This window comes from Arthrobacter sp. 05T442, assembly GCF_056395945.1.
The window spans coordinates 138,727-164,705 of the sequence record NZ_JBFTKM010000004.1 but is presented as its reverse complement, the minus strand read 5'-3'; the positions used below and the strand labels follow the sequence as shown (position 1 = coordinate 164,705).

Genomic DNA, 25,979 nt, shown 5'->3' with positions numbered 1-25,979 from the left:
AATGCAGCCGTGGTCAGCCGCGGAAGCCTTGGGTTAGCTGGAGGCGGCCCAGCCGCAGCCCCAGGGGCGCAGCCCTGCCTTGGCGTAGTACGTGTTGGCTACCGCGATCTGCTGACCCTTCGAAGCCTGGCTGGCGTTCGGGGCGTAAGCTCCGCCGCCGTTGGCCAGCCACGAGGAAACGTCGAACTGCAGTCCGCCGTAGTAGCCGTTGCCGGAGTTGATGGCCCAGTTGCCGCCGGACTCGCACTGCGCGATCTTGTCCCACATGGCTTCGTTCATCATCGCCGGGGCTGCGGCGCCGGTGTTGCCGGCAGCCGGAGCGGCCGCAGGCTTGGGCTTGTCCTTGGTGCCGACGGTGACCTTTTCGGTGACCGGCTGGGCGCTGACGGACTCTGACACGAGCGTGCGGGACGCTTCGCGGCCGTCTACGAGAACCAGTTTGAACGTCTTCTTGCTGCTGCCGGCTACGCCCGCCTGGGTGGTTGTCTTCTCACCCTTGAACATGTCGGCGCTCTCGGTGGTGAGGGTCTCGAACGGGAGGGAATCGGTGACGTCGGCCGTCTTGCTGGCGTCGACGCGGGAAACCTTGATGACCATGTCATTGACAACCGGAGCATTTCCCGGCTGGGAGGTGCGGTCGCTGGCGCCCAGCGAAAGACCGGCGTCGTCGAGTACCTGGGCGACCGTGGCCGCCGTCGTGGTGGCCTTGGTGGCCTTGCCGTCCGCGACGATGCTCACGGTCTTCGGCGTCGAAATGGCCACGAAGGAACCGGAGACGGACAACTGGGCGTCCTTGGGGACGGAAACCTGCGAGGCGCTGGCGACGCCGAGTTCCGTCACGAGCCCTTCAACGGTGGGCGAGGTGGTGCTGATGGTGCGCTCCGCGCCGTCCAGGCTGACCTTGACGGCCTTGGCAAGGTTGACGTTGATGACGGACCCGTCCTGCACATGGGAGTCCACCGAAGGCGACACCCTGTCGGAGGGCTGCAGTTCAACCTTGGCGCCCTTGACCACCTGGCCGACGGTGCCGCCGAATGTCTGGACGGAGCTCACTTTCCCGTCGACGTTGAGTGTGATCGTCTTGTTGTTGCCGACAAAGGCCACCAGGCCCAGCACGAGTGCCACGAGCACAACAAGCTGCGAACCGACCTTGACGAAGCTGATCTTTCCGTCCGATGTGAAGAACTTGACCACGATTGCCCGAATCTCTTGGACCATCCGGGCACGGGGAAAAGCGCACGGAACCACCCTCCGCAAACGCCCCAGGGGCAGCTCCGGACGGGGTCCGGCTGTTCGCGGCAGATGCGTGCACTGCCACACTCACAAACGAGAGCGCACATGTGGTTCGATTGCCACGATGCACGCCCTGCTGGAGTGAAAATATCCGAAGGCCTTCCCCGACCCCGGCTAATAGTTGTCCACTGTAACCGTAGCGTTATAAAGCAGCCAAGATTTTGTGCATACCCGGTATTCTCGAGGGGAGGCCGAAAACGGTCGTTTCAGTCCCAGGATCCGTATGCCTGCACCGTATTTCCGGCAATTTGCGCACACAGCCCGGACAGCTCGGACCCAGTCAATTCCGCCATGGCCCGGACGGTGTAGGGAACCATGTAACTTGCATTGGGACGACCCCGGTGCGGGTGCGGGGTCAGGAAGGGCGCATCGGTCTCGACAAGGAGCCTCCCGGGCTCGGCGATGGCGAGGGCTTCGCGCAGATTCGATGCGTTCTTGAACGTCAGGGTCCCGGCGAAGGACATGTACCAGCCCTCCGTATTGCAGATCCGGGCCAGCTCCCCGCCACCCGAGAAACAGTGGAAAACCACCCGCTCGGGGGCCCCCTCTTCCCGCAGGACCTGGACGACGTCGTCGTGGGCGTCCCGGTCGTGGATCTGCAGGGTCAGTCCGAGCCGCTTGGCGATGTCGATGTGGCGCCGGAACGAATACCGCTGGTGGGCGAGCCCCTCGCCTTCGGTCCGGAAAAAATCGAGGCCGGTTTCGCCGATCGCCCGGATCCGCGGGTGCGAGGCGAGCGCCTCGATCTCGGCCAGGGCTTCCTCCAGCTCCCCGCGGCGGGCGTACTCCGGGGCGTCATTCGGGTGGATCGCGACGGCGCCCAGCAGCCGGGGGTCCGCCTCGACGGCCTTGAGGGTGAACCTGGATGATTCGAGGTCGCACCCCACCTGGACGGCCCCCTGGACGCCAACTGCCTCCGCCGCGTCGAGTGCGTCCTTGAAGCTGACGGTCAACTCCGCGTCGGGGAAGTCAAGGTGCGTGTGGTTGTCCATGACCGCGACCGGAAGGGGCTCGGGCGCCGGCGGATAGCCGCTACGTCCGGTGCCGTCACTTCCAGGCGCGCGGAACGGGGCGGGGGTGCGGGGGTTCAGCATCCTTCTACCCTAACCGGGCGGCCCACGCTTCGCGCCGCGGTCCGCCGACCGTATTAACACCCTCAAGTTAATAAGCCCCGGAACTTCCGGGGCTTAGCGGCAGAGAATTGCGCGGAACTCGCTGTCAAGCCCGGCAGTTGTGTTAGTACTCTGATAGCAATACAGGCAAACACCCGATGAGGGGCCCGGCAGCGGTTGCCGATCCATTACGGGACCCACCAGGGCTGAAAGGCTGCCGATGGACTACCACAGCACTACCGTAGGCGACGTTCTCCCTGACGGAGAGGGGTTCGCGGATGATTCCAGCCTTGACCGGCGCGCGGCGCAGCGCCGGTCCGTGCCGCGCGCCCCGGGGGCCATGGAGGCCGAGGCATTCCACGCGGCCAGCACACGGATCCTCGCGGCCATCAACACCGTCATTGACGGCAAGGCCGAGGCCGCCAAGCTGGCCCTCACCGTGCTGCTGGCCCAGGGGCACCTGCTGCTTGAGGACGTCCCGGGGGTGGGCAAGACGCTGCTCGCCAAGACCCTGGCCCGCAGCATCGACTGTTCCGTCAGCCGGATCCAGTTCACCCCTGACCTGCTGCCCTCCGATGTGACGGGCGTGTCGATCTATGACCAGTCGTCCCGGAGCTTCGAGTTCCGGCCCGGAGCCGTCTTCGCCAACATCGTGATCGGCGACGAGATCAACCGCGCCTCCGCGAAGACCCAGTCGGCCTTGCTTGAATGCATGGAGGAACATCAGGTCACGGTCGACGGCAAGTCCTACAAACTCGATGAGCCGTTCATGGTGGTGGCAACGCAGAACCCCATCGAGATGGAGGGCACCTACCCGCTTCCGGAGGCGCAGCGCGACCGTTTCATGGCCCGGATTTCCATGGGCTACCCGGACAAGGACTCCGAGATGGAGATGCTGGAAACGCATCAGGCATCGTCCCCGCTGACCCGGGTGACCGCCGTCGTCACCGCGGCCGAGGTGGCCGCCATGATCGCCACCGTTCAGCAGGTCTATGTGTCCCGGTCGATCAAGGAATACACCGTGTCCCTGGGCCGGGCCACGCGTGAGAGCGGGATGCTCAGGCTGGGCGCCAGCCCCCGGTCCATGCTGCAGCTGCTGCGCGCGGCCAAGGCCACGGCTGCGCTGGAGGGCCGGGACTTCGTGCTCCCGGACGACGTCGTCAGCGTCGCCGAAGCCGTGCTGGCTCACCGGATCATCCTCGACCGCAAGGCCGCCAGCACGGGCGAGACGCCGCAAAGCGTCATCCGTGCGATCCTGGCCAGGATTCCCGTCAGCCCGGACGTGGCTGCCGCCGCCCCTGCCAGGGCCGGCCGCGCCGCGCGTGACAGGGCCGCCCTGGCGCAGTCGCCCACTCTGCCGAACCGCGGCTAGGATCCGGACCCGCCGTGGCGTTGACGGTTCGGTTCCGGCACATCTTCAGCACGCGCGGCTGGGGCATGATTGCCGCGGGAGCAACCTGCCTCCTCGCGGCGCAGGTGATGGGGCGCCGTGACCTGCTGGCGCTGGCGAGCCTGCTGCTGGCCCTGCCGCTGCTGTCCCTGGCCGGAACGCGCATGCTCAAGCCAAAGTTCCAGGTGTACCGGGAATTCAGTCCCCCGTCGGTCGAGACGTCGGCCAGGACAACGGTCCGCCTGGCCGTGGCCCGGACCGGAGCCGGGGCCGGCCAGGCGGTCATGGAAGAGCACTTGCCCGCCCGGTTCGGGCAATCCCCTGCCTTCCGTTTCCCGGCGCGCTCGGCTACGGGCGGCACCAGCCGGTACGAGTACCATTTGCGCTCAGGCAAGCGCGGCCAGTTCCTGATCGGACCGGTGACAGCCGAATTCAGTGATCCGTTCGGGCTGTCAGTCCACCGCCATGCGATCGACGACGGCGACATCCTCACCGTCACTCCCGCAGCGGTCGAACTGCCCGTGACCGGGCTCGCCGGTGCCCGCGGGAACGACGGCGTCACGGCCACACGAATCCGGGCCAACCCGAGCGACGACGACGTGATGACCCGCGAATACCGTCATGGCGATCCGCTGCGCCGCGTGCACTGGGCCGCGACAGCACGCCATGGAGCGCTCATGGTGCGCCAGGAGGAGTCCGTCACCACGCCGGAGGCCACCATCATCCTGGACCACCGTCTGGCGGCCCACGCCCGCGGCGCGTCTGCCCACGGCGCGTTTGCCCACGGAGCCGGCTCCGGGTTGGCCGGGAGCCAGGGCGGTGACGGCCATGAGCTCGTCACCAGTGAGACCTTTGAGTGGGCGGTTACGGCGGCGATATCCATCGGCACGCATCTCTCGGAGCGCAACTACGCCCTGCGCATCCTCGATGCCGCGGGCGAACCTGCGTTCCTCCATTCGCCCTCCGCACCGGATCCCCAAGCCGAGGAGTACCTCGGGGCGTCCGGGCTGCAGTCCGTTGCGGAGAGCCTGGCCGCCATCCAGCTCTCCGGGGCGCCTTACCCCCGGTGGGACACTCCGGACCCTTCCCGCCGGGCGGGCACCGCCGCGACCGACACCGGCCCGGAACCGTTTGATGACAGGCTCATGGACAAGCTCTCCGCCCACCGGCTGCGGGGTCCGGTCCTGGCGATCCTGGGGAACCTGTCCCTGCCGGACGCCCGGGCACTGGCCCCCGCAGCCGGGTTCGGCGCCAACGCCTTTGCGCTGCTGGTCACGGACCAGGCGCAGGATTCCGGCAGCGTCCTCGCTGCGCTGCGCCTTGGCGGGTGGAGGGCGGTGGCCGTATCTGGCTCGACGCCGCTGCCGGCGGCCTGGGCCGCCTTCGACCAGGACGAGGCCGGGATGGATTCGGCCGCTGCCGATGTGCGCCGTGGATCCGCAGGCCGGCCATGACCCTGGCACCGCAGCGCAACTCCGGCCGGTCGGACGGTTCTTCCACCACCGGAGCAGACGATCCCGCCGTCCCTGGCCCGGGGGCTCCTGCCGCGCGGGAGGGAGCCGGCGCGCAGCCCTGGGTCAAGGGCATCGCCGTCGCTGCGGCCGTCGCCGGAGCAGCGCTGGGCATCAACGGAGTCGTTCGGGGATGGGCCTGGTACTCCCCCGTGCTGACCACCGTCCTGGCCGTCGCGTTTGCCATGGCGGCACTGCGGGCCCTCCGGCTCCGCGATTCTTTGGTGGCTGCCGGCGGCTTCGCGGCGCTCATCCTTGTCCTGACGTTCACGTTCTTCCGGCAGCACAGCATTGCGGGGCTCATTCCTTCCGCCGACACGATGGCCCAGCTGGGGAAATTCCTGCGCCGGACCAGCGAAACGGTCCTCTCCGAGAGTTCCCCCGTCGCCCCCAACGCCGGAATCGTCATGGTCATCTGCGCGGTCCTGGGGCTCCTGGTGATCCTGGTGGACACGCTTGCATTCCCGCTCGGGCTGCCGGCCACCAGCGGGCTGGGGGTTCTGGCGGTCCTCGTGGCTCCTGCCATGATCAAGCCCCAGAGCGTGGGCCTGCTGGGGTTCGCCGGCGCCACGATCGGCTACCTGCTGATTCTGGCGTGCAGCCAGTGGTTCAGCCCGAACTCCCGCGCCACCACCCCGGCCGACACCGCGCGAAGCCCGGGACAGCTCCGGCGGGCGGCTGTGACGGGGGCCCTGGCACTTGCCGTCACCCTCCTGCTGCAGCTGGTTCTTCCCGGCTTTGACCAGGGCACCTTTCCCCAAGGATCGCGGCTGAACCCCTTCGGCACGGCCAGCGGCCTGAACCCCATGATCAGCCTGGGCAACAGCCTGCGCAGCCCCTCCGGCGACGGCAGGATCACCTTCGCGACAAACGCGCCCACGGTTCCCTATCTCCGCTCCGTCACCGTGGACAGTTTCGACGGTGATTCCTGGGCGCCGGATGACCGCGAAGCGGCCCGCCGCCTCGGGACCGGGCGGATGGACTCCGGTCTGAACCCGGCCACGGCGGAGCTCCTGGTGGTCACCGCGGTCAGCACGGGCCAGTTCACGAGCCCCTATCTTCCCGCCCCCTACGCACCCGTTGCCGTCAACGGACTCACAGGACGTTGGAGCTGGGATCCGGCCACGCTGAGCATCAAGGGAGTCGACACCAATTCCCACGCCCAGCAGTATGTGGTCACGTCCGCCGCCCCGCAGCTCACGCCCGGGCTCCTGGCGCAGAGTTCGGGGCCGGTGCAGGGGATACCTGATTTGTTCATCCGTCCCCCGGCAAACGTTCCGGAGATCGTGCGGACGACGGCGGATTCCGTCACCTCTGGCTTAAGCACGCCGTATGCCCGGGCGATGGCCATCCAGAAGTACCTGCGCTCGTCCGAGTTCAGCTACTCCCTGCAGTCCCCCGTGCAGGGCGGCTACGACGGCAACGGGCTGTCCGTGCTGGCGGACTTCCTGACGCAAAAGAGCGGCTACTGCATCCATTTCGCCTCGGCCATGGCCGTGATGGCGAGGCTTGAGGGGATTCCCAGCCGGATCGCCGTGGGCTACGCCCCGGGCCGGCCCACGGGCGCCACGGTGTCCGTGCCGGGTCAAGGCGCGCTGCCGGAGTTCGAGGTGGACGCCCGGGACGCGCATGCATGGCCGGAGCTCTACTTCCAGGGCCTCGGCTGGGTCGCTTTCGAACCGACCCCTTCCCGGGGCGTGGTCCCGGCGTACGCCTCCGAAACCTCCGCACCCGGCGGCGCCAGCACCAACGACACCAACGACAGCCTGACGCCCAAAAACCAGGCCAGCCCGGCGGCCATACCCTCCCTCTCCCCCGTCCCGCTCCCAGGCTCAGGAGCAACAGCGGGCACGGGAAGCCAGCTGGCACCCGCGCTCTACAGCGCCGGCGCTGTGGCAGTACTGGTGTTGCTGGTGATCTCCCCCCGGCTCGCGCGCGCCGGCCTGCGGCGGCGCAGGCTAAGGGCGTCCGGCAACCCGGGCCCGGCTGGCGGATCAGCTGGCGGATCGGCCCAGCCGGCCTGGGCGGAGCTCCAGGCGCTCGCGGCGGACTACGGCGTGGCGCCGGGCACCAGCGAGACACCGCGGCACTTCTCCGAGCGGATGCGCTCCTCCGCGGCCCTCGGGGAACCTGGCGGCATGGACGCGCCGGGACACCATGCCGTCGCAGCCCTGACCGCAGACTTCGAACGCCAGCAGTATGGCCGGCCGGCCGCCGGACCCGCCGCCGGGTCCGGGCTATCCGGCACCTATGCGTCCGCTGCCGGCGGTTCCCGGGCGAACGATTCGGCCGCTGGCGGTTCCCGGGCCGACGATTCGGCGGCGGCCAGGATTGCCCTCGTGGAGGCCGCCCTGCGGGGCAACGCCAAGCCGTTGGTGCGCCTGCGCGCCGTGTGGCTGCCGCCGTCGGTCATGTCCGGCTGGCGGCGCTCGGCCTACGCGCCGTTGGGTGCCGTGTCCCGGACGGCAAAACGCACCCGGCGCGGCCTCGCGGGATCCTGGTTGAGGACCCGCGATGCCGTGCGCCGGGTGCGCCGTGGTTAGCCGGGCTGCCGGGTAAGCCGGGCTGCCGGGTAAGCCGGGCTGCCTGGCCAGCAGGACCGACTAGCCCGCGTACGGGTCGGCGATGCCGATGTACTGGGTGTAGAGGTATTCCTCGATGCCTTCGAGGCCGCCCTCGCGGCCCAGGCCGGACTGCTTGACGCCGCCGAACGGTGCCGCGGCGTTGGAGACCACTCCGGCGTTCAGGCCCAGCATGCCGGTCTCGAGGCGTTCGCCCATCCGGATGCCCCGGTTGAGGTCCCGCGTGAAGACGTACGCCACCAGGCCGTATTCGGTGTTGTTCGCGAGCCGGACGGCCTCGTCCTCGGTGCCGAACGTGATGATCGGAGCGACGGGGCCGAAGATTTCCTCGGACAGGATCCGGGTTCCCTCCGTCACGCCGGTGAGGATGGTGGGCTGGTAAAAGTAACCGGGGCCCTCCACGGCGGAGCCACCGATCACTGCGACCGCACCGGCGGAGACCGCGTCCGCGACAAGCTCGTGGACCTTGTCCCGGCTCTTGGCATCGATCAGCGGGCCCACCTTGGAGTCAGCCTCGGTGCCGCGGGCGGTGGTCATCTCCGCCATCTTGGCCGCGAATTTCCCGGCGAATTCGTCGGCGACGGACTCGTGGACAATGAAGCGGTTCGCGGCAGTGCAGGCCTCGCCCATGTTCCGCAGCTTCGCGAGCATGGCACCGGCAACGGCCGCGTCGACGTCGGCGTCCTCGAACACCACGAACGGGGCGTTGCCGCCGAGCTCCATCGAGGTGCGCAGCACGGTCTCGGAGGCGTCCGCGAGCAAGCGGCGGCCCACTTCGGTGGATCCGGTGAAGGACAGCTTGCGCAGCCGGGAATCCTTGATCAGGGGACCGGTGGTGGCGCCGGCCGTGGACGTCGGGATCACATTCAGGACACCCGCCGGCAGCCCGGCCTCCATCATCACGGCAGCAAACAGCTGTGAAGTCAGGGGTGTCAGGTTCGCGGACTTGAGCACCATGGTGCAGCCCGCGGCGACGGCAGGGGCGATCTTGCGGGTGGCCATGGCGAGCGGGAAATTCCAGGGGGTGATCAGCAGGCAGGGGCCAACCGGCTTCTTGGTCACCAGCAGCCGGGACTTCCCGTCCGGGGACACCGAATACCGGCCGAAAGCACGCACGGCTTCCTCGGAGAACCAGCGAAGGAACTCCGCACCGTAGGTGACCTCACCGCGGGCCTCCGCCAGGGGCTTGCCCATCTCGAGGGTCATCAGGAGCGCGAAGTCCTCGGCGCGCCCGGTGACCAGCTCAAACGCCCGTCGCAGGATCTCCCCGCGCTCACGGGCCGGCACCTTCGCCCAGGAGTCCTGCGCGGCAGCGGCAGCATCCAGGGCCGCCTTGCCGTCCTCGGGGCCGGCGTCAGCGATGGTCAGCAGCACCTTCCCGGTGGCGGGGTCCTCGACATCGAAGGTCTTTCCGGACGCGGCCGGACGCCACTGTCCGCCAATCAACAGACCTGTCGGAACAGAGGCCAGCAGGGCGCTCTCACGCTCCGCCGTAACAATGGGCTGGGCAGTTACAGTCACAACGACTCCCTCGTCAGCAATTCAAGTGGAACTAGGATGTGGATTCAGCGCTCGTTCTCAATCACGTGCACGTGCGCTGGGATTACTGCCACGGTACTGCCGCGTTCTCCGGCACGTCTATGCATCGGCGCACTACGTCGCGCGGATAGCGCTGTGCAGCTGCACAAGACCGCCGGGTGCGGTTCGCGGCAACGGCGGCGGGGTGCTCACCGTGCCGCCAGGACCGCCGAGTAGAGTTCGCGCTTGCTGACCCTGGCGTCTTCGGCGACGGCGGCGACGGCCTCTTTCAGCCGGATCCCCTGCGCAATCAACCCGTTCACCGCGGCCACGTGGTCTTCCGGCCGGCCGGGCTCCCGTTCGGGGGCGCCACCCACGACGACGGCAATCTCGCCGCGGACCTCGTTGGTCTCGACCCATTGGAGAAGCTCGCGCAAGGTGCCCCGGATGACCTCTTCGTAGGTCTTCGTGAGTTCCCGGCACACGGCGGCGCGGCGGTCGGCACCGAAGCGTTCGTGCAGGGCGCGGAGCATCGGCTCGAGCCTGTGCGGCGCTTCGAAGAACACCATGGTGCGCCGTTCGGCGTCGAGGTCCGCCAGCCGGGACGACCGTTCGCCGGCCTTGCGGGGCAGAAAGCCTTCGAAGCAGAACCGGTCAGTCGGGAGCCCGGAAAGGGCCAGGGCGGTCAGCACGGCCGAGGGGCCGGGAGCGACGGTGACCGTGAGGCCGGCCGCCACGGCTCCTTCGACGAGACGGAAGCCGGGATCGGAAACCGACGGCATTCCGGCGTCGGTGACCATGACCAGGGTCTTGCCCGACCGGACCTGGTCCAGGAGGTCAGCTGTCTTGGCTGCCTCGTTGTGCTCGTGATAGCTGATGATGCGGCCGGCCACGGTGATTCCGAGGCTCTGGACCAGCCGGTGCAACCGCCGGGTGTCTTCGGCGGCGACGATGTCCGCCGTCGAGAGCAGATCGACGAGCCGGACGGAGGCGTCGCCGACGTTGCCGATCGGGGTTGCTGCCAGGACGATCCTGCCCGGTCCGCCGGCCGGAACGGCGGCGGCCGGCGCTTCGTGGCCCATTACGGCCGCGGCCTCATCAGCGGGGACGGCGTTGTCGGCCGGAAGAATCGGGGATGTGCTGGGTTCATGGTCCACACGACCAGCCTACTGCGGGCAAGAGGGCCCAGCCGCAAAAGGTAGCATGGGCAACGTGACGCAGACCTCCACGCGGCCGGGCGAGGCCGGTCAAGCCGCATCGGCACCCCCGGCCCCGGATCGACCCCGAGGCAGAGCCGGCGACTCAGCCGGGACCGGCCGCAACCTGGAGGGCCACCGCTGGATCGAACGCCCGGCCGAGGCCTTCACCCCCGAGGCCCTGAAGCAGCGCCTGATCGGGAGCATCCAGAGCTGGCGCGACTATCCGGCATCGCTGCGGCTGTGGTTCTGGCTCATTCCGGCCCTGACGGCAGTGCTGGGCGGCATCCTGCGGTTCGTACGGCTGGACACGCCGCGGGCCTTGGTCTTCGACGAGACCTATTACGTCAAGGACGCCTACTCGTTCCTGATGAGCGGCTACGAGCGGAGCTGGCCCGACAAGGCCAATGATTCGTTCGTTGCGGGCAATCCCGGAGTGCTCCTGGACACGCCCGAGTACGTCGTCCATCCGCCGGTCGGCAAGTGGATGATTGCCGCCGGCATGTGGCTCTTCGGCCCGGACAACCCCTTCGGCTGGAGGTTTAGTGCCGCCCTGACCGGGACGCTGTCCATCTTCCTGCTGGCGCTGATAGCCCAGAAGCTTTTCCGCTCGCTGACCCTCGGAGCCGTTGCCGGCGTGCTGCTCGCGGTGGACGGCCACCACCTGGTGATGTCCAGGACCTCGCTGTTGGACATTTTCCTCATGTTCTGGCTCCTCGCCGCTTTCGGCGCCCTGTTGATGGACCGCGACGACGGCCGGCGGCGGCTGGCGGACAGGCTCGGGCGGCAGGCCGCGGCCTCCCCCACGGGCCGGCCTTCCCCGCTCCAGCTGGCCTCCGGTCCGTGGCTTGGCGTCCGCTGGTGGCGTCTGGCAGCCGGCGTGTGCATGGGCCTGGCCGTCGGCACAAAATGGTCTGCGCTGTTCTTCCTCGCGGGCTTCGGGCTGCTGGCCGTCTTCTGGGACCTGAGCGCACGCCGGATCGCGGGGGTGCACGCCTGGATCAGCGGCGGCATCCTCAAGGACGGCATGGCGGCCTTCCTGAGCATTGTCCCCGTGGCCGCCCTCGTCTACGCGGCCACCTGGACCGGCTGGTTCCGCTCGAAGGACGCCTATTTCCGGCACTGGGCCGAGGCCAATCCCTCGGCCGAATGGGGCTGGCTGCCGAATGCCATCAGGTCCCTGGCGCACTATCACCTTGAGGCGTACAAGTTCCACCAGGGACTCAGCGCGGACCACCCCTACGAGGCCAGCGCCTGGACCTGGCTCGTCATGGGCCGGCCCACGTCGTTTTTTTACGAATCCCCCAAACAAGGCAGCCCCGGCTGCGATCTGAGCAACTGCACAACGGCCATCCTCTCGGTCGGCAACCCGCTGATCTGGTGGAGCGCGGCCATCTGCCTGGGCATCCTGCTCTTTTGGTGGGCGGGCCGCCGCGACTGGCGCGCGGGCGCCATCCTGGCCGGGGTGGCCGCCGGCTACCTCCCGTGGTTCATGTATCCGGAACGCACCACCTTCTTCTTTTACGCGGTGTCCTTCGAGCCGTTCCTGGTGCTGGCCCTCGTGTACTGCCTGGGGCTCGTCCTGGGCAAGCGGAGCGACCCTCCCTGGCGACGCCGTTCGGGGCTGTACCTTCTCACCCTGTTCGTCGTGACGGCCGTGCTCCTCTCGGCCTTCTTCTACCCCGTGTGGACCGCCGAGGTGATCTCTTACCAGGACTGGCGGTTCCGAATGTGGATGCCGTCCTGGATCTAGGGCAGGATTGCAGGAGAAGTCCGCCGCAATCCGGGCGGACCCGGAATGGAGACTCGGCTGTGAGAGAAGCAAGCACCGGACTGCTCGTGGAGCTGGACCCGGGCAGCAACGTAACGGACCTGCTCCTCGAGCAGCACGCCAAGGATCCCGTGCACGCCCTCTACTCCCGCAAGGGTCCCGGCGGCTGGGCCGACATCTCCGCACGGCAGTTCCTGGCCCAGGTGACAGCCCTCGCCAAAGGCCTGATTGCCGGCGGCATCACGCCCGGCGAAACCGTAGCCGTCATGTCAGGCACCCGGTATGAGTGGACGGTCGTTGATTTTGCCATCTGGTTCGCCGGCGGCGTGACCGTCCCGATCTACGAGACCTCCTCCGCCAGCCAGGTCGAATGGATCCTCCATGATTCCGGCGCCCGCCGGATCTTCGTTGAGGACCGGTCCAAGGCAGCCCTCGTCCAGGGGGTCCTCGATGCCTCCGCACTGCTCGGCGACAGGCTCGTCGCAGTGGTCCGGATGGACTACGACGGCGGCGCCCCGAACCTGGCCAGCCTGGCCGCAGCCGGCACCGGAGTGGGCGACGCCGAGCTCGAACGCCACAGGAGCGCGGCGGGCCTCTCCGACGTCGCATCGCTGGTCTACACCTCGGGGACGACCGGCAGGCCCAAGGGCTGCGAGATCTCGCACGGCAATTTCGCACTTGTCGCCAGGAACATTGTCGTGTTCTTGCCGGAGATCCTCATGCAGCCCCGCTCGCGGACCCTCATGTTCCTGCCGCTGGCCCACGTCCTCGCGCGGGCCGTCCAGGTCATCTGCCTCAGCGCCGGGACCACGCTCGGCCACACCTCCAGCGCCAAGGAGCTGCTGGCGGACCTGGGCAGCTTCAAGCCGACATTCCTCCTGGTGGTCCCCCGGATCTTCGAGAAGGTCCATGCCGGTGCGGCGCAAAAGGCCTCACTCGCCGGCAAAGACCGGCTGTTCGACGCCGCGGCAGCCGCAGCCATCGGCTATTCGAAGGCCCTCGACGCCGCGGCGCGCGGGGAGGGAAGCGGTCCCGGCCCGGTGCTGCGCGCCACGCACGCGCTCTTCGACCGGCTTTTCTACCCGAAGCTCCGGCAGGCCTTCGGCGGGCAGTTGCGCTACACGGTCTCCGGCGCCAGCCCGCTGAGTTCCACCGACGCCCATTTCTTCCGCGGCGCCGGCATCCCGGTCCTTGAGGGCTACGGCCTCACCGAGACGACGGCACCCTGCACGGCGAACACCCCTACCCGCACCAAGGTGGGGACCGTCGGCATCCCTGTGCCCGGAACGACCATCCGGATCGCCGACGACGGAGAGATCCTAGTCAAGGGCATCGGGGTTTTCAAGGGCTATCACGCCAACGAGGCCGCCAACGCGGAGGCCTTCGTGGACGGCTTCTTCCGCACCGGCGACCTCGGGTCCCTCGACGCGGACGGCTTCCTGACGATCACCGGGCGGAAGAAGGACCTGCTGGTCACCGCCGGCGGCAAAAACGTCGCCCCGGGCCCGCTGGAGGAGAAGATCCGGGAGCACCAGCTCGTGGGGCAGGCCGTGGTGGTCGGGGACGGCCGGCCGTTCGTCTCGGCCTTAATCAACCTGGACCCGGAAGGCCTGGAACACTGGTGCGCGGCGCACAAGGTCCCCGCCATGGGCCTCGCCGAAGCGACGTCCAATGAAGCGGTCCGGGCCGCCATCCAAACCGCCGTCGATGCGGCGAACGTCCTGGTGTCCAAGGCTGAATCCATCCGCAGCTTCGTCATTCTCGACGCCGACTTCTCCGTGGAGTCAGGTCACCTGACGCCGTCACTGAAACTCAGGCGCACCGCCGTCGTCCGGGATTACGAGGAGCACATCAACCGGATCTACGGCTGAGGGCCGGCGGCCGGGGCCGTCAGCAACGCGAAAGCGGCCGGCACCTTGGTGCCGGCCGCTTTCGGCGCGTGCTCTTTAGTCCCGGCGCAGGGGTCTGTCAGCGGGCGTTGGTGCGGCCCCTGACGACGGACGGGGCATTGTCACCGCTTACCGGAGCCGAGGGGTCCAGGGGCTCGTCTTCGTCCTCGACGGCGGCATCCTTCACCGTTGTCCCGTCCAGGGCGCTGCCTTTGGCCGTGCCCCCCTTCGCCGTGCCCTCTTCGAGGGTGCGGCCCTTCAGCGTGCTCTCCTTCGTGAGGCCGCGGCGCTTCCGGGTCGGCCAGGTGAGGATCAGCGTCACGAGGGATGCCAGCAGGGCGAGGGCCCCGATCACAATTCCTGCGTCCACCCAGAACTGGCCCGGGAACAGCCGGATCAGGGTGTCCTGGAGGGAGAAGGTCCAAGTGCCGTTGGCAAAAAAGATGTGGTGGAAATCCGTGAAGAACTGTTCCCAGCCGAGTGTTGCCAGCAGGCCGAGGCCGATGACGATCACCAGCGTGAGGATGGAGCCGGCGAACAAGCCGCGGCGCACTCCTCCGCTGCTGCGCCGGCGGAGGTAGATCACGGCCATCAGGCTCAGGAGGACCAGCAGGGCCCCAGCACCGAACGTGGACAGAATGACGAATTTGACGTCCGCCATGTGGCTGACTTCCCCGGGCTTGAATAGCATTTCTCCGCTGTGCGTCACGAGTTCGCCCAGGTAGCGCGGGCCGGACCAGTTGCTGAGGTAGTCCACCGCGTAGGAGCCATAGGTCATCCGGTCATCCGTGCTGAAGCCGTAGCCGTCGCCGGGGAAGCCTGGCCGGTTGTATTCCACCCAGAGGAACAGCGGGCTGGTCACGGCGCGGACGGCCAACACCAGCAGTATCACCGGGTAGAAGACCGCGAGCAGCACCTGCATGACGCGCGGGGCCACGGGTTTGGCGTTGGCAGCGTGCTCGCGCTCGGCGTTCCGGCGTTCCACATCCTCCTGCGGGGGACGGATCTGCAGGGCCGAGGTCGGCAGCGGTTCGCTGAAGAGGGCGTCGTGCCCGGCGGCGGCTTCGGCTGCCTTGCGATCGGCGCGGCTTCCCGGCTGGCTCCTTGCGGCCGGCGCGGATTCCGGCGTGGAGGTCTCCGCCGTGCTTACCGCGGCCTCACGAGACCCGGACCGCTGCGCGGTGACCTCGTCAGCCCTTTTACCCGCGGGGGCCGGCTTCATCCAGTCGAAGGCTGGTTCGTCGGTGTCGCCGGCAGGATCCAGCTGCGGATCCTGTCGATCGGGAGGGGTAGGACTTGTTTCAGTCACTGCAGCTTCGCTTCCTTAGGCTTTCGCGCCGCCGGGACTGGGCCCGGCACCGCAACATATCTGGTCCCGAGCCTACCGTCAGAGGATCGGACTCGGCGAGGTGCCACCCCGTCAGTTGGCGTATTGGGCCCACGGGATGTTCCAGTCCCCGAAGCCGTCATCGAAGTTTGCGAAGTCGCCCTCGGTGTTGACCACCTGCACCACGTCGCCCGTCGTCATGTTGTCGAAGACCCATTGCGCACCTTCCGGACCCAACCCGATGCAGCCGTGGGAGAGGTTCAGCACACCGACGTAAGGCATCGCGGAGTCCGTGGCCTGGTGGATGAACTCCCCGCTGGGCGTCAGGCGTGTGGCGTAGTTGACGTCAAGCTGGCCGTAGTAGGCCGGGTCCCCCGGCTTGAGCCCGATGGTGGAGGCATCCATGTGCTCCACCCGGTACTTCTCCATGAGCACGAGGAAACCGCGGGCCGAAGGGAACCGGGTGTCGCCCATGGTCGAGGGCCAGTGCCCGACTTGCTGGTCGTTGACGCTGACCGTGAACGTGTGCGCCGTCGCGTCAGCGACGGCGACTTTCTTGTCGCCGATGTGGACTGTCACCTTTTTGTTGAAGTTGCCGATCTGCCCGTTGCCGAGATCGACGCCGAAAAGCTGCATGTCCATGGTGACCGTGCTGTTCGCGTTCCAGAAGTTCTCCGGGCGGTACCTGACCATGGTGTTGCTGAACCAGTGGAAGTCACCGGCCTGGCCTGACGTGGAACTGATCTTGATGGCCTTCTCGACGGCATCCCTGTTGAGGACCGGTTCGCTGAAAGTGATCTGCAGCGGCTGCGCCACGCCGACCTTCATGCCGTCCAGCGGGTACACGGCAGCATCGGCCTCGTTGGCGGTGGAGACCGTACTGAAGGTCCGGGTGCTGTTGGTCTTGCGTCCGGCGCCGTCGGCCACCGAGTACGTGTAGCTGTAGCGGGTGTTGAACTTCAGGGTGCCGGCGACGGTCCAGCTGGAGCCGTCTGCGCTCAAGGTTCCGTCCACGGCGTCGCCAGCCTCACTCGTGAGGGCCACGCGGTCAATGCGTCCGTGCGCGACTTTGAGGGAGACGGGCGCTGCCGGGTTGACCTGTTTGGCGCCGTCGTCCGGAGAGACGGTGAGTTCAGCCGGCGCAACCACCGGGGCCGCCAGCCCCGGCGTCGTCCGTGCGGGCGAACCCGCTTCGGAGTAGATTGAGGCGTTGGCGACCCCGGGCGCGGCCGCGGCGAAGACTCCGCCGCCCGCGGCAAGGACGCAGACCGCCCCCAGCAGGGCGATCTTGCGGCCGGTACTCCAGGTCCTCGGAGCCATCAGAGGCCCCGGGCAATTCCACGCGTCATCCTGCCAGCATAAGCGACCTACCTTGAAGGACCCGGCGGTTTTCGCCACGATACGGTCACAAAGTGGGGCTCCGGACCGTGGTCCGGAGCCCCCTCGGAATCCGTTGCCGCCCCGTGGCCACCCCGTCGGCAGCCTGGCGCTCCTGCAGCGTGGAGCGCCGGCAGCCCGCGGCTCCTAGTAGCGGTAGTGCTCGGGCTTGTACGGCCCGGCAACGTCGATGTCCAGGTATTCGGCCTGCTCCTTGGACAGCTCGGTCAGCTCCACGTCGAGGGCACCAAGGTGCAGGCGGGCGACCTTCTCATCAAGGATCTTCGGCAGGACGTAGACCTGCTTTTCGTATTCGCGGCCGCCCTCGGGCTGGCCGGCCTTCGTGAACAGTTCGATCTGGGCGATCGTCTGGTTGGCGAAGGAGTTGCTCATCACGAACGACGGGTGCCCGGTGGCATTGCCGAGGTTCAGAAGGCGGCCTTCGGAGAGGACAATGATGGAGCGCTCGGCGTCCGTGCCGTGATCAAAGACCCACTCATGCACCTGGGGCTTGATCTCGACTTTCCTGATGCCGGGGATCCTGGCGAGTCCGGCCATGTCGATCTCGTTGTCGAAGTGGCCGATGTTGCCCACGATCGCTTTGTCACGCATGCCGGCCATGTGCTCGGCCAGGATGACGTCCTTGTTGCCGGTGGTGGTGATGAAGATGTGGCCCTCGCTGAGGACGGATTCCAGTTTCGCCACCTGGTAACCGTCCATGGCCGCCTGGAGCGCGCAGATCGGATCGATTTCGGTGACAATCACACGCGAGCCCTGGCCGCGGAAAGCCTCGGCGGCCCCCTTGCCGACGTCGCCGTAACCGCAGACGACGGCGACCTTGCCGCCCATGAGGACGTCGGTGGCACGGTTGATGCCGTCCGGCAGGGAGTGGCGGATGCCGTATTTGTTGTCGAACTTGCTCTTGGTGACGGAGTCGTTGACGTTGATCGCCGGGAAGAGCAGCTTGCCCTGCTCCGCGAGCTGGTACAGGCGGTGCACACCGGTCGTGGTCTCCTCGGTGACGCCGAGCAGGCAGGAGCCGATCCGGGTCCATTTCTGCGGGTCTGCCTGGAGGGAGGCGCGCAGCACGTCCAGGAAGACACGGCCTTCCTCGGACTCGTCCTCCGCTGCGGAGGGCACGGCGCCGGCGGCCTCGAATTCAACGCCCTTGTGCACCAGCATGGTGGCGTCGCCACCGTCGTCGAGGATCATGTTCGGACCCAGTTCGGGGTTGGCGTCCGCGCCGGGCCACGTGAGGATCTGCTGGGCGGTCCACCAGTATTCCTCCAGCGTCTCGCCCTTCCAGGCGAAGACGGGAACGCCCTGGGGGTCCTCGGCCGTGCCGGTCCCGACCACGACGGCGGCAGCGGCCTCGTCCTGGGTGGAAAAGATGTTGCAGGAGGCCCAGCGGACCTCGGCGCCGAGGGCGGTGAGGGTCTCAATGAGGACGGCCGTCTGGACCGTCATGTGCAGCGACCCTGCGATCCGTGCTCCCTTCAGCGGCTGGCTGGCGCCGAATTCCGCGCGCAGGGACATGAGGCCGGGCATTTCGTGCTCGGCGAGGCGGATCTGGTGGCGGCCTGCCTCTGCGAGGGAGATGTCCGCAATCTTGTAATCGAAAGTCATGTGAGTCCTTTGTGGTAGCCGGCTGGCGGGCCGGTGACTGGCAGTAGTTCGGTGACTAGGAAGTGGTTCGGCGCCGGGAGCGCCAGCGATGGGCGTCCGCCAGGGCTTCGGGCCGAGCGACGGAGCACACCCGGATGCAGGAGTGCGGGAAGCAGCGCCTATTCGAGTGCGTGGCGCGGGGCGGCGTCGTGCGGGGCGGCGTCGTGCGGGGCGGCGTCGTGCTGGTCTGACGGTGCGGCCGCGGCCGCGGGGAGCAGTTCCGGCGGCAGCAACAGGGGAATGCCGTCATCGATCGTGTAGCGCAGCTGTTCGCCGGACCCGCCTGCCGTGACAGTGACGAGCTCATCGCCTTCCTGCACCAGGGCGGATCCGGTGACGGGGCATCGCAGGACAGACAACAGTTCGGGACTGAGCTTTGGCATGGTGAACGCTCCCTGGTGGGCGCCGCAGCAGGCGCCGGTGGCTTACGGATTTTGCAGTTCCCAGCCTACCGCCCGATAGCGGCTTACGAGGGTTCGCGCAGGACGCGCAGATGCCCGCGGCGGGCCCCTTCGGCGCCGGCAGGAGCCTCCAGCGCCGGGTGCAGCGTGCGTTGCCCCTTGGCCGGTTCCGCCGCGGCCGGGCGGACGGCGGCCTCACGGACGGCGTTGGCGAGGGCCAGGAGGTCGTCCGGGCCGGGTCCGGCGGGCGTTGCCGGCATCGCCAGCCGCATCACTTCCCATCCGCGCGGGACAGTCAGGGAGCCGGCGTGCTGTTCGCACAAGTCATAGCAGTGCGGCTCGGCGTACGTCGCCAGCGGGCCGAGGACGGCGGTGGAATCCGCATAGACGTACGTCAAAGTGGCCACCGCCGAATTGCGGCAGGCCGACCTTGAACAAAGACGAATGGCACCCACGACATCACAGACTACTCCCCCTGCCCGCCGTGACCGCGCATTGAAACCTACGCGTTGGATTCGAACGGATTCGTCCGCGCGGTCCGCGCGGGCCTCCGCGGCTGAACCCGTCCGGCGATTTCCCCGGCGGATCGGCTGCACGGACTCCGGCGGCGGGTCGCGGCGGGGACCGTATCGCGTAAATCATGTGCCGGGTTTAGAGTCAAGATATGCAGTCATCGCACCACGATTCGGGTTTTACGGTCCGGTTGGCTGACCCCGGCTCAGGACGTACGGACGCCGGTCCCGCGTCGGCCATGGCCGGCGCGGCAGGAACCGCCAAGGGAAAGAGCTTCCGGCAGCGCCGCAGGAACCGGCACGGCCGGGGCCTTCGCGGTGAGCTTATGCTGCCGACGATGCCCGGCTACCGGACCCGATCCGACCTCTTCGACGACCTCGTCCTCGACTCGGCCCAGCGGCTGCACGACATCTGGGGCAAGACCCTGGACGGCGTTCGCTTTGCGGTGGATGAGATCCCGCCGGGCCTGGAGAAGCTTGTGGCGGACCGCACTCCGGCGCCGATGGGGGCCTATGCGCCCGCCACGGCGACGGAAGGGCCCGTCATCACCTTGTACCGCCGCGTGGTGGAGCAGGCGAGCGGCAGCCGGGACGAACTCCAGGACCTCGTGCACGACGTCGTCGTGGAATACACGGCCGAGATGCTCGGTGTGCCGCCCGAGTCGCTGGACCCGGTCTACCGCCGCAGGTACTAGTAGCCGAGCCTGACCGGCACTTGTTCCTGGCCGGCCGCTTCCGGGGCGACGGCGATGGTGGAAATATCCTGTTTGCCGTCCTGCTCCAGGAGCACCGAGCCGTAGGCAGGGTCCCCTGCGGCGGAGACCTGGTAGCCGACGAGCGGCGACCCCTCCACGTCGGACGGAATCTTGATGGACGCGGTGGTGCCGCCCGCGATATCGGCGGTAGCCGGCGTCCTGATCTTGCCGTCGGCGGTAATCGGCGTGTACGAGATTTTGGCCCTGCCTTCGGGTGCACCGAACACAAGGTACCGGTCCCCCGCACTGGGTACGGGAACCACGTGCTGGCTTCCCAGCCGGGCGGAGGCCGGCGACCAGGCAAAGTCGGCGGCATCCCCGGCCGCCAGTCCCCTCGTGACGCGCGCGGCGGCTGTGAAGGACACGTCCGAGCTCGCGGCGACGGTATACGGCCCGGCGGGTACTCCGGCCAGCGAAACTTCCGTGACCGAGCCCGCCTTCGCCGTCACGACACCGCCGCCGGGGAGCGCTTTCTGGCCGTCCCGCCCGTACAGCTTGATTTCGACCACGGCGTCCGCCGAGCCGGGAACGGTGAGCTGAAGGGCCGGGCCGGCGTCGGCGAAGCCGGGCTTGGCGCTGAGCGCAGCCAGGGCGGCGGGGTCCTGAAGGTCGATTCCGGAGACCACCTGGCGGGTGCCCGGGGCTGTGCCCGGGGCAATGAAGTCGATTCCGCCGGGAGTGAGGCCGCGGAGCACGCTTTGCTGGATGACGGCAGCCACCGGGCCGCCGGCGCTGCGGACCCTGACGCTCAGCCGGTCCTGCCCCGGGGCGAGCCCGGCCAGGACAATAGAGCGGGTGCTGCCGGGTGCCACGAGGAGGCCCCGGCTGCCGGGGGCCTGGATTGGCCCCTTGGCGCCGAAGAGATCCAGGCTGACCGTGGCCGGCGTGCTTGAGGCGTTGCTGAGGTTGAGGACCGCCGATCGGCCAAGGGCAGTGTCCGCCCCGGCCAGCCAGAGATCGTTGGCCGGCTGCTGGCAGCCTGCCGCTGCGGAGCCGCGAAGGTCGCCGTCGCTGGCCGAATAGTTCATGGCTGCGCCGGCCGCGGCCCGCCGGTTGTCCTGCGCGTCGGCGGTGAGGACGCTCACGGCGTCCACGTCGCGCTGGGACACGATGCCGGCGAGCAGGACGGGCGGTCCGGCTGCCGCCGGGGGGCTTGCGGGCGCGGATGTGCCGGGCGCCGATGCGGCTGTACCCTTGGCGAGCTCCACGAGCGGGCTGCCTTGCAGCGGGGCCAGCCGGCTTCCGGGGATGACGCCCGCGCTTGAGCTCAGCACGACGGCGTTGACCGTGGTCTTGGCGGTGGCAGACTCCGGGCTGAACTGGGGATCCGTGCCCACCGGAGTACCTTCAAGCAGCCGGGCCGGGCCCGGGCAGATGCCGACGCTGCTGCCGGCCGGGACGGCCGCCACGGGAACCTGTTGCTGCCGTCCGGCCGGGCTTTGGGGTGCCAGGGAGGCCGCGGAGACGAGGCCGCCGCCAGCGGCGACGAGGAGGAGCGCGGAGAGGATCCCTCCCACTGTCCCGCCCCGCGGCAGGGCTCTGAGGCGGCGCACTACGTCGTTCTCGTCCTTATGCATGCTGATGTTCCTTACGCAGGGAGCCTTCGTCCCTGGAGAGTCCGGTGTTCGGCCGGCGGGCAGGCATGGGGATGGCCAGCAGAACGGTCAGGCCGATCACGATGGCCTGCACAATTCCTGCCCAAATGGCCCAGGGTGCTTCGTAGCGGATGCTCAGCTGGCCGCCTTGGGCTGGAAGGGTGAATGCCTGCGCCCATCCCGACGTCGTGGGCGTCAGGCGGCGGCCGTCGATCCAGGCGCTCCAGCCCGGATCCGCGCGTTCGGCCAGGACCACAAGGCGGCCTTCGGGTCCTGCCGGTACGGAACTCTCGGCGGAGACCGCCTCCGAAGGCAGGAGTCCGACGGCCGCGCCGGCGGCGTCGACAATCCGCACGCGGTGCGCGACGTCGGCGGCCTTGATGACCGGCTGGTTCAGCGGACTGATCCGCCAGAGCCAGCCCACGTCAGTCTGGCCGACGGCGACCAGTCCGGGAACGGCGTCCATCCTGCTGGCCGTCAGCTGTGCTGCTGTGTCAGAGACGCGGAGGACCACGAAGCCGACTCCAAGGCGCTCGAGTTCCTGCCGCGGGTCCACGCCCTGGCCTGCGACGATCGTGGCGACGACGCTGCGGATGGATCCGGCGACGGCGTCATCGTCACGGACGGTTTCCTTGCCGGGGTCACCTTGGATGCTGCGGGCGGAGGCGACCGTCGACAGCGCGTCGAGCGTCGTGCCGGCTCCGCGCATGAGGGAGGCGTCATAGCTTTCGTTCTCGCCGCCGGAGATCAGCAGGGTCTTTGCCTGTTCAGGGCCTTCGCCGCGGTCGATTGCCGTGGCCGGAAGGGTGCGTGCCTTGGCCGGCTGGAGAAGCCGCGGTGTGCCAATCCCGGCAGTGTCCGCGGGGCTCGCCACCGGCGCGGTGGGCTGCAGCAGGTTCTGCGCCGCCCAAACGCCGAGTCCGGCCAGCGGACCGGCGAGCAACAGGACGACGGCAGCCACCGCAGTGCCGCGGGCCAGGAGCGTGCGGCCTGTGGGTGCCCCCGCGGCCCGGTCGGCCGAGTCCAGAAGTCCTTCGGCACCGATCAGGGCCGCTCCCAGCAGCGCGAACGCGGCGGCGGACACGGCCGGGCCGGTGAAGGGGGTGACCAAGCCGTCGGGGCTCAGGCCGGTGGCGACGTGTCCGGCCAGCCATCCGCCTGCCAGCATGAGGATGGCCGCGGCCCAGAGACCGCGCGCGATCCGGGCGGGCCGTCCCAGTACCAGGCGCCCCGGCATGAACAGTGCGGCAAGCGCCAGGAGCACAACGGGCAGCCCGAGCAGCAATGCCAGCAGCAACGCCCAGGGGACCCCGGAGGCTGCGGCGGAACCTGCCGCCGGACCGCCAAAGAGGGCCAGCCCGGTGATGCCTCCGCCGGCTTCAAAGCGCAGTGGCTGGCCGAGGGCCTGCTGCCAGAGCGGGGCAGCGTCAAATGCCACGGGTGCGCCCGGGTCTGCGAGCACGGCCCGCGGGTTGTTGATCACGGCGAGAACGAACGGCAGGAACAATGCGAGGCTGGGCAACAGCGCCCACCAGATGGTGCGGCCGCGCCGGCCCAGCAGTCCGCCGCACAGCGCCACCACGGCGAAGGACGGCACCAGCAGCGAGGGCGCCGCCGAGGTCACGACGGCCAGTGCCAGTCCGGCGGCCGCCGCCGCGGTCCAGGAGGGGGTCCCGTTGATTCCGGGTTTGGCGGGCGGCTTCAGCGTGAAGCGGCGCTCCCCCAGGGCCGGAACGGCATAGATGCCGCGTCCCGCGGGAGCCCCCGTGGCCCGCAGCAGTGCCAGCACGAGGACCGGCATCATGACGTGGGCGAGCAGTGCGCCCAGCCGTCCCTGGTTGAGGGCCACCTGCAGGGCGGGCGCTCCCGCCCAGACGAGGGCGGCCGCAAGGCGCAGCCGCCGGCGCTGGGTCAGGGCGCCGGCCGCGAACCAGGCGCCGAGCGCGGACAGGGGCATGGCAAGAATCAGCAGCCAGACGACAGCGCCGTTGGCGTCACCGGCACCGAGGACGCCCAGGACCCAGAGGATGTAGCCGAAGGGGTCCCCGTGACCGGGAAGGCCTGCGCCCAGGCTGATCCACCAGCTGGAGGCATGGTTCCAGATCTCGCCCAGCCGGACCGAGACGGGGATCAGGCCGCCGCCGGAGACTGCCTCGGCCCTGACCAGGCTGAGCAGTCCGATCAGCGACGCCGCCGCAGCGACGAACACGGCGAGAAGCGCTCCGTTGCCCACCCATCCGCGCTCTGAGGTTGCGAGCGCGGCGAAGTCGTCATCGGAGTCACCGCTGGGCTGCTCGGCCAGGGGGTCCTGTCCCGTCAGTCCGTCACGGGAGTCATCCGTTCCCAGCGCTTCCATCAGGGATCGCCGGTGGGACCAGACCTCGCGGCGTGGCGTCTGCAGTCCCTTGATGACCGAGCGGCGGATCCGGCGGGTGCGGGCGGCGTTGCGGCGTCCGCGGATCACGGCAGCGGGGCGTCCCAGCGCGACGAACGTGGCGAGCATTTGGGAAAACCCGTGCCCGGGATCCTTGACGGCAATGCTCAGGACGAGCTTGAACAGGCTTCCCAGGAGGGCGCCGATGGCGTGCAGCGGCACCTTCCAGCCAGCAGCATGCTTCAGCCGCAGGTGGATCTGGGCCTTGCGGGCCGCCGTGGCGTTGCCCAGGCCATGGGGCCGGTGCGAAACATGGAACATTTTTGCGCTGGGGACCACCACGACGCGGTGCCCAGCGAGGCGGTTGCGCCAGCAGAAGTCGACGTCGTCGCCGCTGCCCGGAAGGGCAGGATCAAAGCCTTGGAGGTCCTCCCACACGTCGCGTCGGACCAGCATGCCGGCAGAGTTGACCGCGAAGGTATCGCTGCGGCCGTCGTACTGGCCCTGGTCAAGCTCGTCGGCGTCGATCAGCGTGAGGCGCTCGGCCCAGCGGCTGGTGGACAGACCGACGTCGATCAGCCGCCGTTCAGCGTGCCAGTCCAGCTGTTTGCAGCCGGCCACGGTGACGGACGGCGCACGCTCGACGGCGTGGAGGAGTTCGGCGAGGGCCTCCGGTGCCGGCGCGGCGTCGTCATGCAGGAGCCAGATCCAGTCCAGGTCCGGGCGGCCGGCGGCATCGCCGGTGCCCTCAGCCCACGGCGCAAGTGCACTGAGGCCGGCCTTGACCGCGCCGCCCATGCCCGACTTGGGCTGGTCGAAGACGGTGACGTTTGCTGTGCCGAATGACTGTTCGAGCAGGGCTGCCGAGTGGTCGCGGGAACCGGTGTCAACCCCTATGACGGCATCAGCGGGCCTGGTCTGGCCCGCCAGCGCCGCGAGGGTCCTGGGGAGAAAGTCGCCGCCGTTGTGGGAGACCACAACGGCGGTGACTCGTACTTCTTGAAGAATTAGATCGCTCGTTTCCTAAGCCGGCGCCGCTCGCGCTCGGAGAGTCCGCCCCAGATCCCGAAGCGCTCGTCGTTGGACAGCGCGTATTCGAGGCACTGGGACCGAACGTTGCACGCGCCGCAGACCTTTTTGGCATCCCGGGTGGAGCCGCCCTTTTCCGGAAAGAAAGCCTCCGGATCGGTCTGGGCACAGAGTGCGTCAGTCTGCCAGCCCAGTTCGCCTTCGTCGTCGAAGCCTTGTTGGGACGGCAGGCCGATCCAGACCGGCTGCGCGGCGGTGCCTGGGTGCTGGGTATGAAGTTCCATCGGCGGGTCAAGGGGATCGTCGTCCTGATCCGGGCCGGCCAGAAGTTCCTGGTGCGCTGCGAGGAAGGCCGTGGCCGCCTCATCCAGGGAATCTTTGGTGTGTTCGTTGTAGCGGTCTGCCGCGTCCGGATCGGCCGGATCTACGTACCAGTCACTCGGCACCCCGCGTGAACGGTATTTGGCCGTTGCCTGTCCGGCAACGACGGCATCTTCATGGATACGCTCTGCAAGCCCCATTGGCGTTCCCTCTCTGATTTTGCAGCCACTAACTGACCCCTGGACACTCGGTTGTGTGCCGGTTTCTGCGCATTGGCTTTCGATACCTAATTACACGTGTGTAAGTATCCGGGAGTCAAGCCACGGCGGAGATAATAATCAACTTCAGACCCAAAGCCCGG

The 25,979-nt window shown here is 68.5% G+C and carries 18 protein-coding genes; 6 read left to right on the top strand and 12 right to left on the bottom strand.

Features of this window, described 5'->3' with window-relative positions:
* Window positions 1-33: 33 nt before the first annotated feature.
* Together AC1DES_RS06775 and AC1DES_RS06770 are read right to left on the bottom strand one after the other, a co-directional pair.
* The gene (locus AC1DES_RS06775; protein ID WP_476894919.1) at window positions 34-1,218 is read right to left on the bottom strand and encodes a ubiquitin-like domain-containing protein; all 1,185 of its coding nucleotides are present in this window, start codon (window positions 1,216-1,218) and stop codon (window positions 34-36) included.
* A 281-nt stretch (window positions 1,219-1,499) separates the two neighbouring features.
* On the bottom strand, window positions 1,500-2,387 hold the full coding sequence (locus tag AC1DES_RS06770) for a TatD family hydrolase (protein ID WP_476894918.1): 888 nt from the start codon (window positions 2,385-2,387) through the stop codon (window positions 1,500-1,502).
* A gap of 238 nt (window positions 2,388-2,625) precedes the next feature.
* On the opposite strand from AC1DES_RS06770, the gene AC1DES_RS06765 reads away from it, so the two are divergent.
* From AC1DES_RS06765 to AC1DES_RS06755, 3 genes are read left to right on the top strand one after another with little or no spacing between them, the layout of a single operon-like run.
* Window positions 2,626-3,777 (top strand): AAA family ATPase, encoded by a 1,152-nt coding sequence (locus tag AC1DES_RS06765; protein ID WP_476894917.1) that lies wholly within the window; start codon window positions 2,626-2,628, stop codon window positions 3,775-3,777.
* 14 nt (window positions 3,778-3,791) lie between these two features.
* Complete coding sequence (locus tag AC1DES_RS06760; protein WP_476894916.1) at window positions 3,792-5,249, top strand: DUF58 domain-containing protein; 1,458 nt, start codon at window positions 3,792-3,794, stop codon at window positions 5,247-5,249.
* Window positions 5,246-7,849, top strand: coding sequence for a transglutaminase TgpA family protein (locus tag AC1DES_RS06755; protein WP_476894915.1), 2,604 nt, complete (start codon window positions 5,246-5,248; stop codon window positions 7,847-7,849). Before AC1DES_RS06760 ends, AC1DES_RS06755 begins: the two co-directional genes overlap by 4 nt.
* 60 nt (window positions 7,850-7,909) lie before the next feature.
* Here the strand turns inward: AC1DES_RS06755 and AC1DES_RS06750 are convergent, their stop codons facing one another.
* Together AC1DES_RS06750 and rsmI are read right to left on the bottom strand one after the other, a co-directional pair.
* Window positions 7,910-9,409: an NAD-dependent succinate-semialdehyde dehydrogenase gene (locus tag AC1DES_RS06750; protein ID WP_476894914.1), complete on the bottom strand. Its 1,500-nt coding sequence runs from the start codon at window positions 9,407-9,409 to the stop codon at window positions 7,910-7,912.
* Window positions 9,410-9,615: 206 nt separating this feature from the next.
* The gene (rsmI, locus tag AC1DES_RS06745) at window positions 9,616-10,488 is read right to left on the bottom strand and encodes a 16S rRNA (cytidine(1402)-2'-O)-methyltransferase (protein WP_476895001.1); all 873 of its coding nucleotides are present in this window, start codon (window positions 10,486-10,488) and stop codon (window positions 9,616-9,618) included.
* Window positions 10,489-10,609: 121 nt separating this feature from the next.
* On the opposite strand from rsmI, the gene AC1DES_RS06740 reads away from it, so the two are divergent.
* A complete protein-coding gene (locus AC1DES_RS06740) occupies window positions 10,610-12,355 on the top strand; it encodes a dolichyl-phosphate-mannose--protein mannosyltransferase (RefSeq protein ID WP_476894913.1) in 1,746 nt (581 codons plus the stop codon).
* Between the two features lie 59 nt (window positions 12,356-12,414).
* Window positions 12,415-14,244, top strand: a complete 1,830-nt coding sequence (locus tag AC1DES_RS06735; protein WP_476894912.1) for an AMP-dependent synthetase/ligase — start codon at window positions 12,415-12,417, stop codon at window positions 14,242-14,244.
* Window positions 14,245-14,341: 97 nt separating this feature from the next.
* Here the strand turns inward: AC1DES_RS06735 and AC1DES_RS06730 are convergent, their stop codons facing one another.
* The 5 genes from AC1DES_RS06730 to AC1DES_RS06710 all read right to left on the bottom strand — a co-directional run bounded on the left by AC1DES_RS06730 (window position 14,342) and on the right by AC1DES_RS06710 (window position 19,487).
* Complete coding sequence (locus AC1DES_RS06730; RefSeq protein ID WP_476894911.1) at window positions 14,342-15,571, bottom strand: TIGR01906 family membrane protein; 1,230 nt, start codon at window positions 15,569-15,571, stop codon at window positions 14,342-14,344.
* A 111-nt stretch (window positions 15,572-15,682) separates the two neighbouring features.
* Window positions 15,683-16,909, bottom strand: coding sequence for a L,D-transpeptidase (locus AC1DES_RS06725; protein WP_476894910.1), 1,227 nt, complete (start codon window positions 16,907-16,909; stop codon window positions 15,683-15,685).
* Window positions 16,910-17,113: 204 nt separating this feature from the next.
* Entirely contained in the window at window positions 17,114-18,592 is a 1,479-nt protein-coding gene (gene ahcY / locus AC1DES_RS06720) for an adenosylhomocysteinase (RefSeq protein WP_476894909.1), read from the bottom strand.
* Between the two features lie 158 nt (window positions 18,593-18,750).
* A complete protein-coding gene (locus tag AC1DES_RS06715; RefSeq protein ID WP_476894908.1) occupies window positions 18,751-19,014 on the bottom strand; it encodes a hypothetical protein in 264 nt (87 codons plus the stop codon).
* Window positions 19,015-19,097: 83 nt separating this feature from the next.
* Window positions 19,098-19,487: a DUF3499 domain-containing protein gene (locus AC1DES_RS06710; RefSeq protein ID WP_476894907.1), complete on the bottom strand. Its 390-nt coding sequence runs from the start codon at window positions 19,485-19,487 to the stop codon at window positions 19,098-19,100.
* Between the two features lie 209 nt (window positions 19,488-19,696).
* On the opposite strand from AC1DES_RS06710, the gene AC1DES_RS06705 reads away from it, so the two are divergent.
* The gene (locus AC1DES_RS06705; protein ID WP_476894906.1) at window positions 19,697-20,239 is read left to right on the top strand and encodes a metallopeptidase family protein; all 543 of its coding nucleotides are present in this window, start codon (window positions 19,697-19,699) and stop codon (window positions 20,237-20,239) included.
* On the opposite strand, the gene AC1DES_RS06700 is transcribed toward AC1DES_RS06705, so the two are convergent.
* The 3 genes from AC1DES_RS06700 to AC1DES_RS06690 are packed head-to-tail and all read right to left on the bottom strand — an operon-like array spanning window position 20,236 to window position 25,818.
* Complete coding sequence (locus tag AC1DES_RS06700; RefSeq protein ID WP_476894905.1) at window positions 20,236-21,876, bottom strand: DUF5719 family protein; 1,641 nt, start codon at window positions 21,874-21,876, stop codon at window positions 20,236-20,238. The two genes, AC1DES_RS06705 and AC1DES_RS06700, sit on opposite strands and share 4 nt — an antisense overlap.
* Entirely contained in the window at window positions 21,869-25,276 is a 3,408-nt protein-coding gene (locus AC1DES_RS06695) for a glycosyltransferase family 2 protein (RefSeq protein ID WP_476895000.1), read from the bottom strand. Before AC1DES_RS06695 ends, AC1DES_RS06700 begins: the two co-directional genes overlap by 8 nt.
* Window positions 25,276-25,818 carry a WhiB family transcriptional regulator gene (locus AC1DES_RS06690; RefSeq protein ID WP_476894904.1) on the bottom strand — a complete coding sequence of 181 codons (543 nt, stop codon included), beginning with the start codon at window positions 25,816-25,818 and terminating at the stop codon, window positions 25,276-25,278. Before AC1DES_RS06690 ends, AC1DES_RS06695 begins: the two co-directional genes overlap by 1 nt.
* Between the last annotated feature and the right edge of the window lie 161 nt (window positions 25,819-25,979).

Bases quoted from the DNA above. Each gene is read 5' to 3' on its own strand.
- AC1DES_RS06705 (WP_476894906.1), top strand. From the start codon at position 19,697: ATGCAGTCATCGCACCACGATTCGGGTTTTACGGTCCGGTTGGCTGAC.
- AC1DES_RS06715 (WP_476894908.1), bottom strand. From the start codon at position 19,014: ATGCCAAAGCTCAGTCCCGAACTGTTGTCTGTCCTGCGATGCCCCGTC.
- rsmI (WP_476895001.1), bottom strand. From the start codon at position 10,488: ATGGGCCACGAAGCGCCGGCCGCCGCCGTTCCGGCCGGCGGACCGGGC.
- AC1DES_RS06700 (WP_476894905.1), bottom strand. From the start codon at position 21,876: ATGCATAAGGACGAGAACGACGTAGTGCGCCGCCTCAGAGCCCTGCCG.
- AC1DES_RS06690 (WP_476894904.1), bottom strand. From the start codon at position 25,818: ATGGGGCTTGCAGAGCGTATCCATGAAGATGCCGTCGTTGCCGGACAG.
- ahcY (WP_476894909.1), bottom strand. From the start codon at position 18,592: ATGACTTTCGATTACAAGATTGCGGACATCTCCCTCGCAGAGGCAGGC.
- AC1DES_RS06770 (WP_476894918.1), bottom strand. From the start codon at position 2,387: ATGCTGAACCCCCGCACCCCCGCCCCGTTCCGCGCGCCTGGAAGTGAC.
- AC1DES_RS06755 (WP_476894915.1), top strand. From the start codon at position 5,246: ATGACCCTGGCACCGCAGCGCAACTCCGGCCGGTCGGACGGTTCTTCC.
- AC1DES_RS06775 (WP_476894919.1), bottom strand. From the start codon at position 1,218: ATGGTCCAAGAGATTCGGGCAATCGTGGTCAAGTTCTTCACATCGGAC.
- AC1DES_RS06725 (WP_476894910.1), bottom strand. From the start codon at position 16,909: ATGGCTCCGAGGACCTGGAGTACCGGCCGCAAGATCGCCCTGCTGGGG.
- AC1DES_RS06740 (WP_476894913.1), top strand. From the start codon at position 10,610: ATGGGCAACGTGACGCAGACCTCCACGCGGCCGGGCGAGGCCGGTCAA.
- AC1DES_RS06765 (WP_476894917.1), top strand. From the start codon at position 2,626: ATGGACTACCACAGCACTACCGTAGGCGACGTTCTCCCTGACGGAGAG.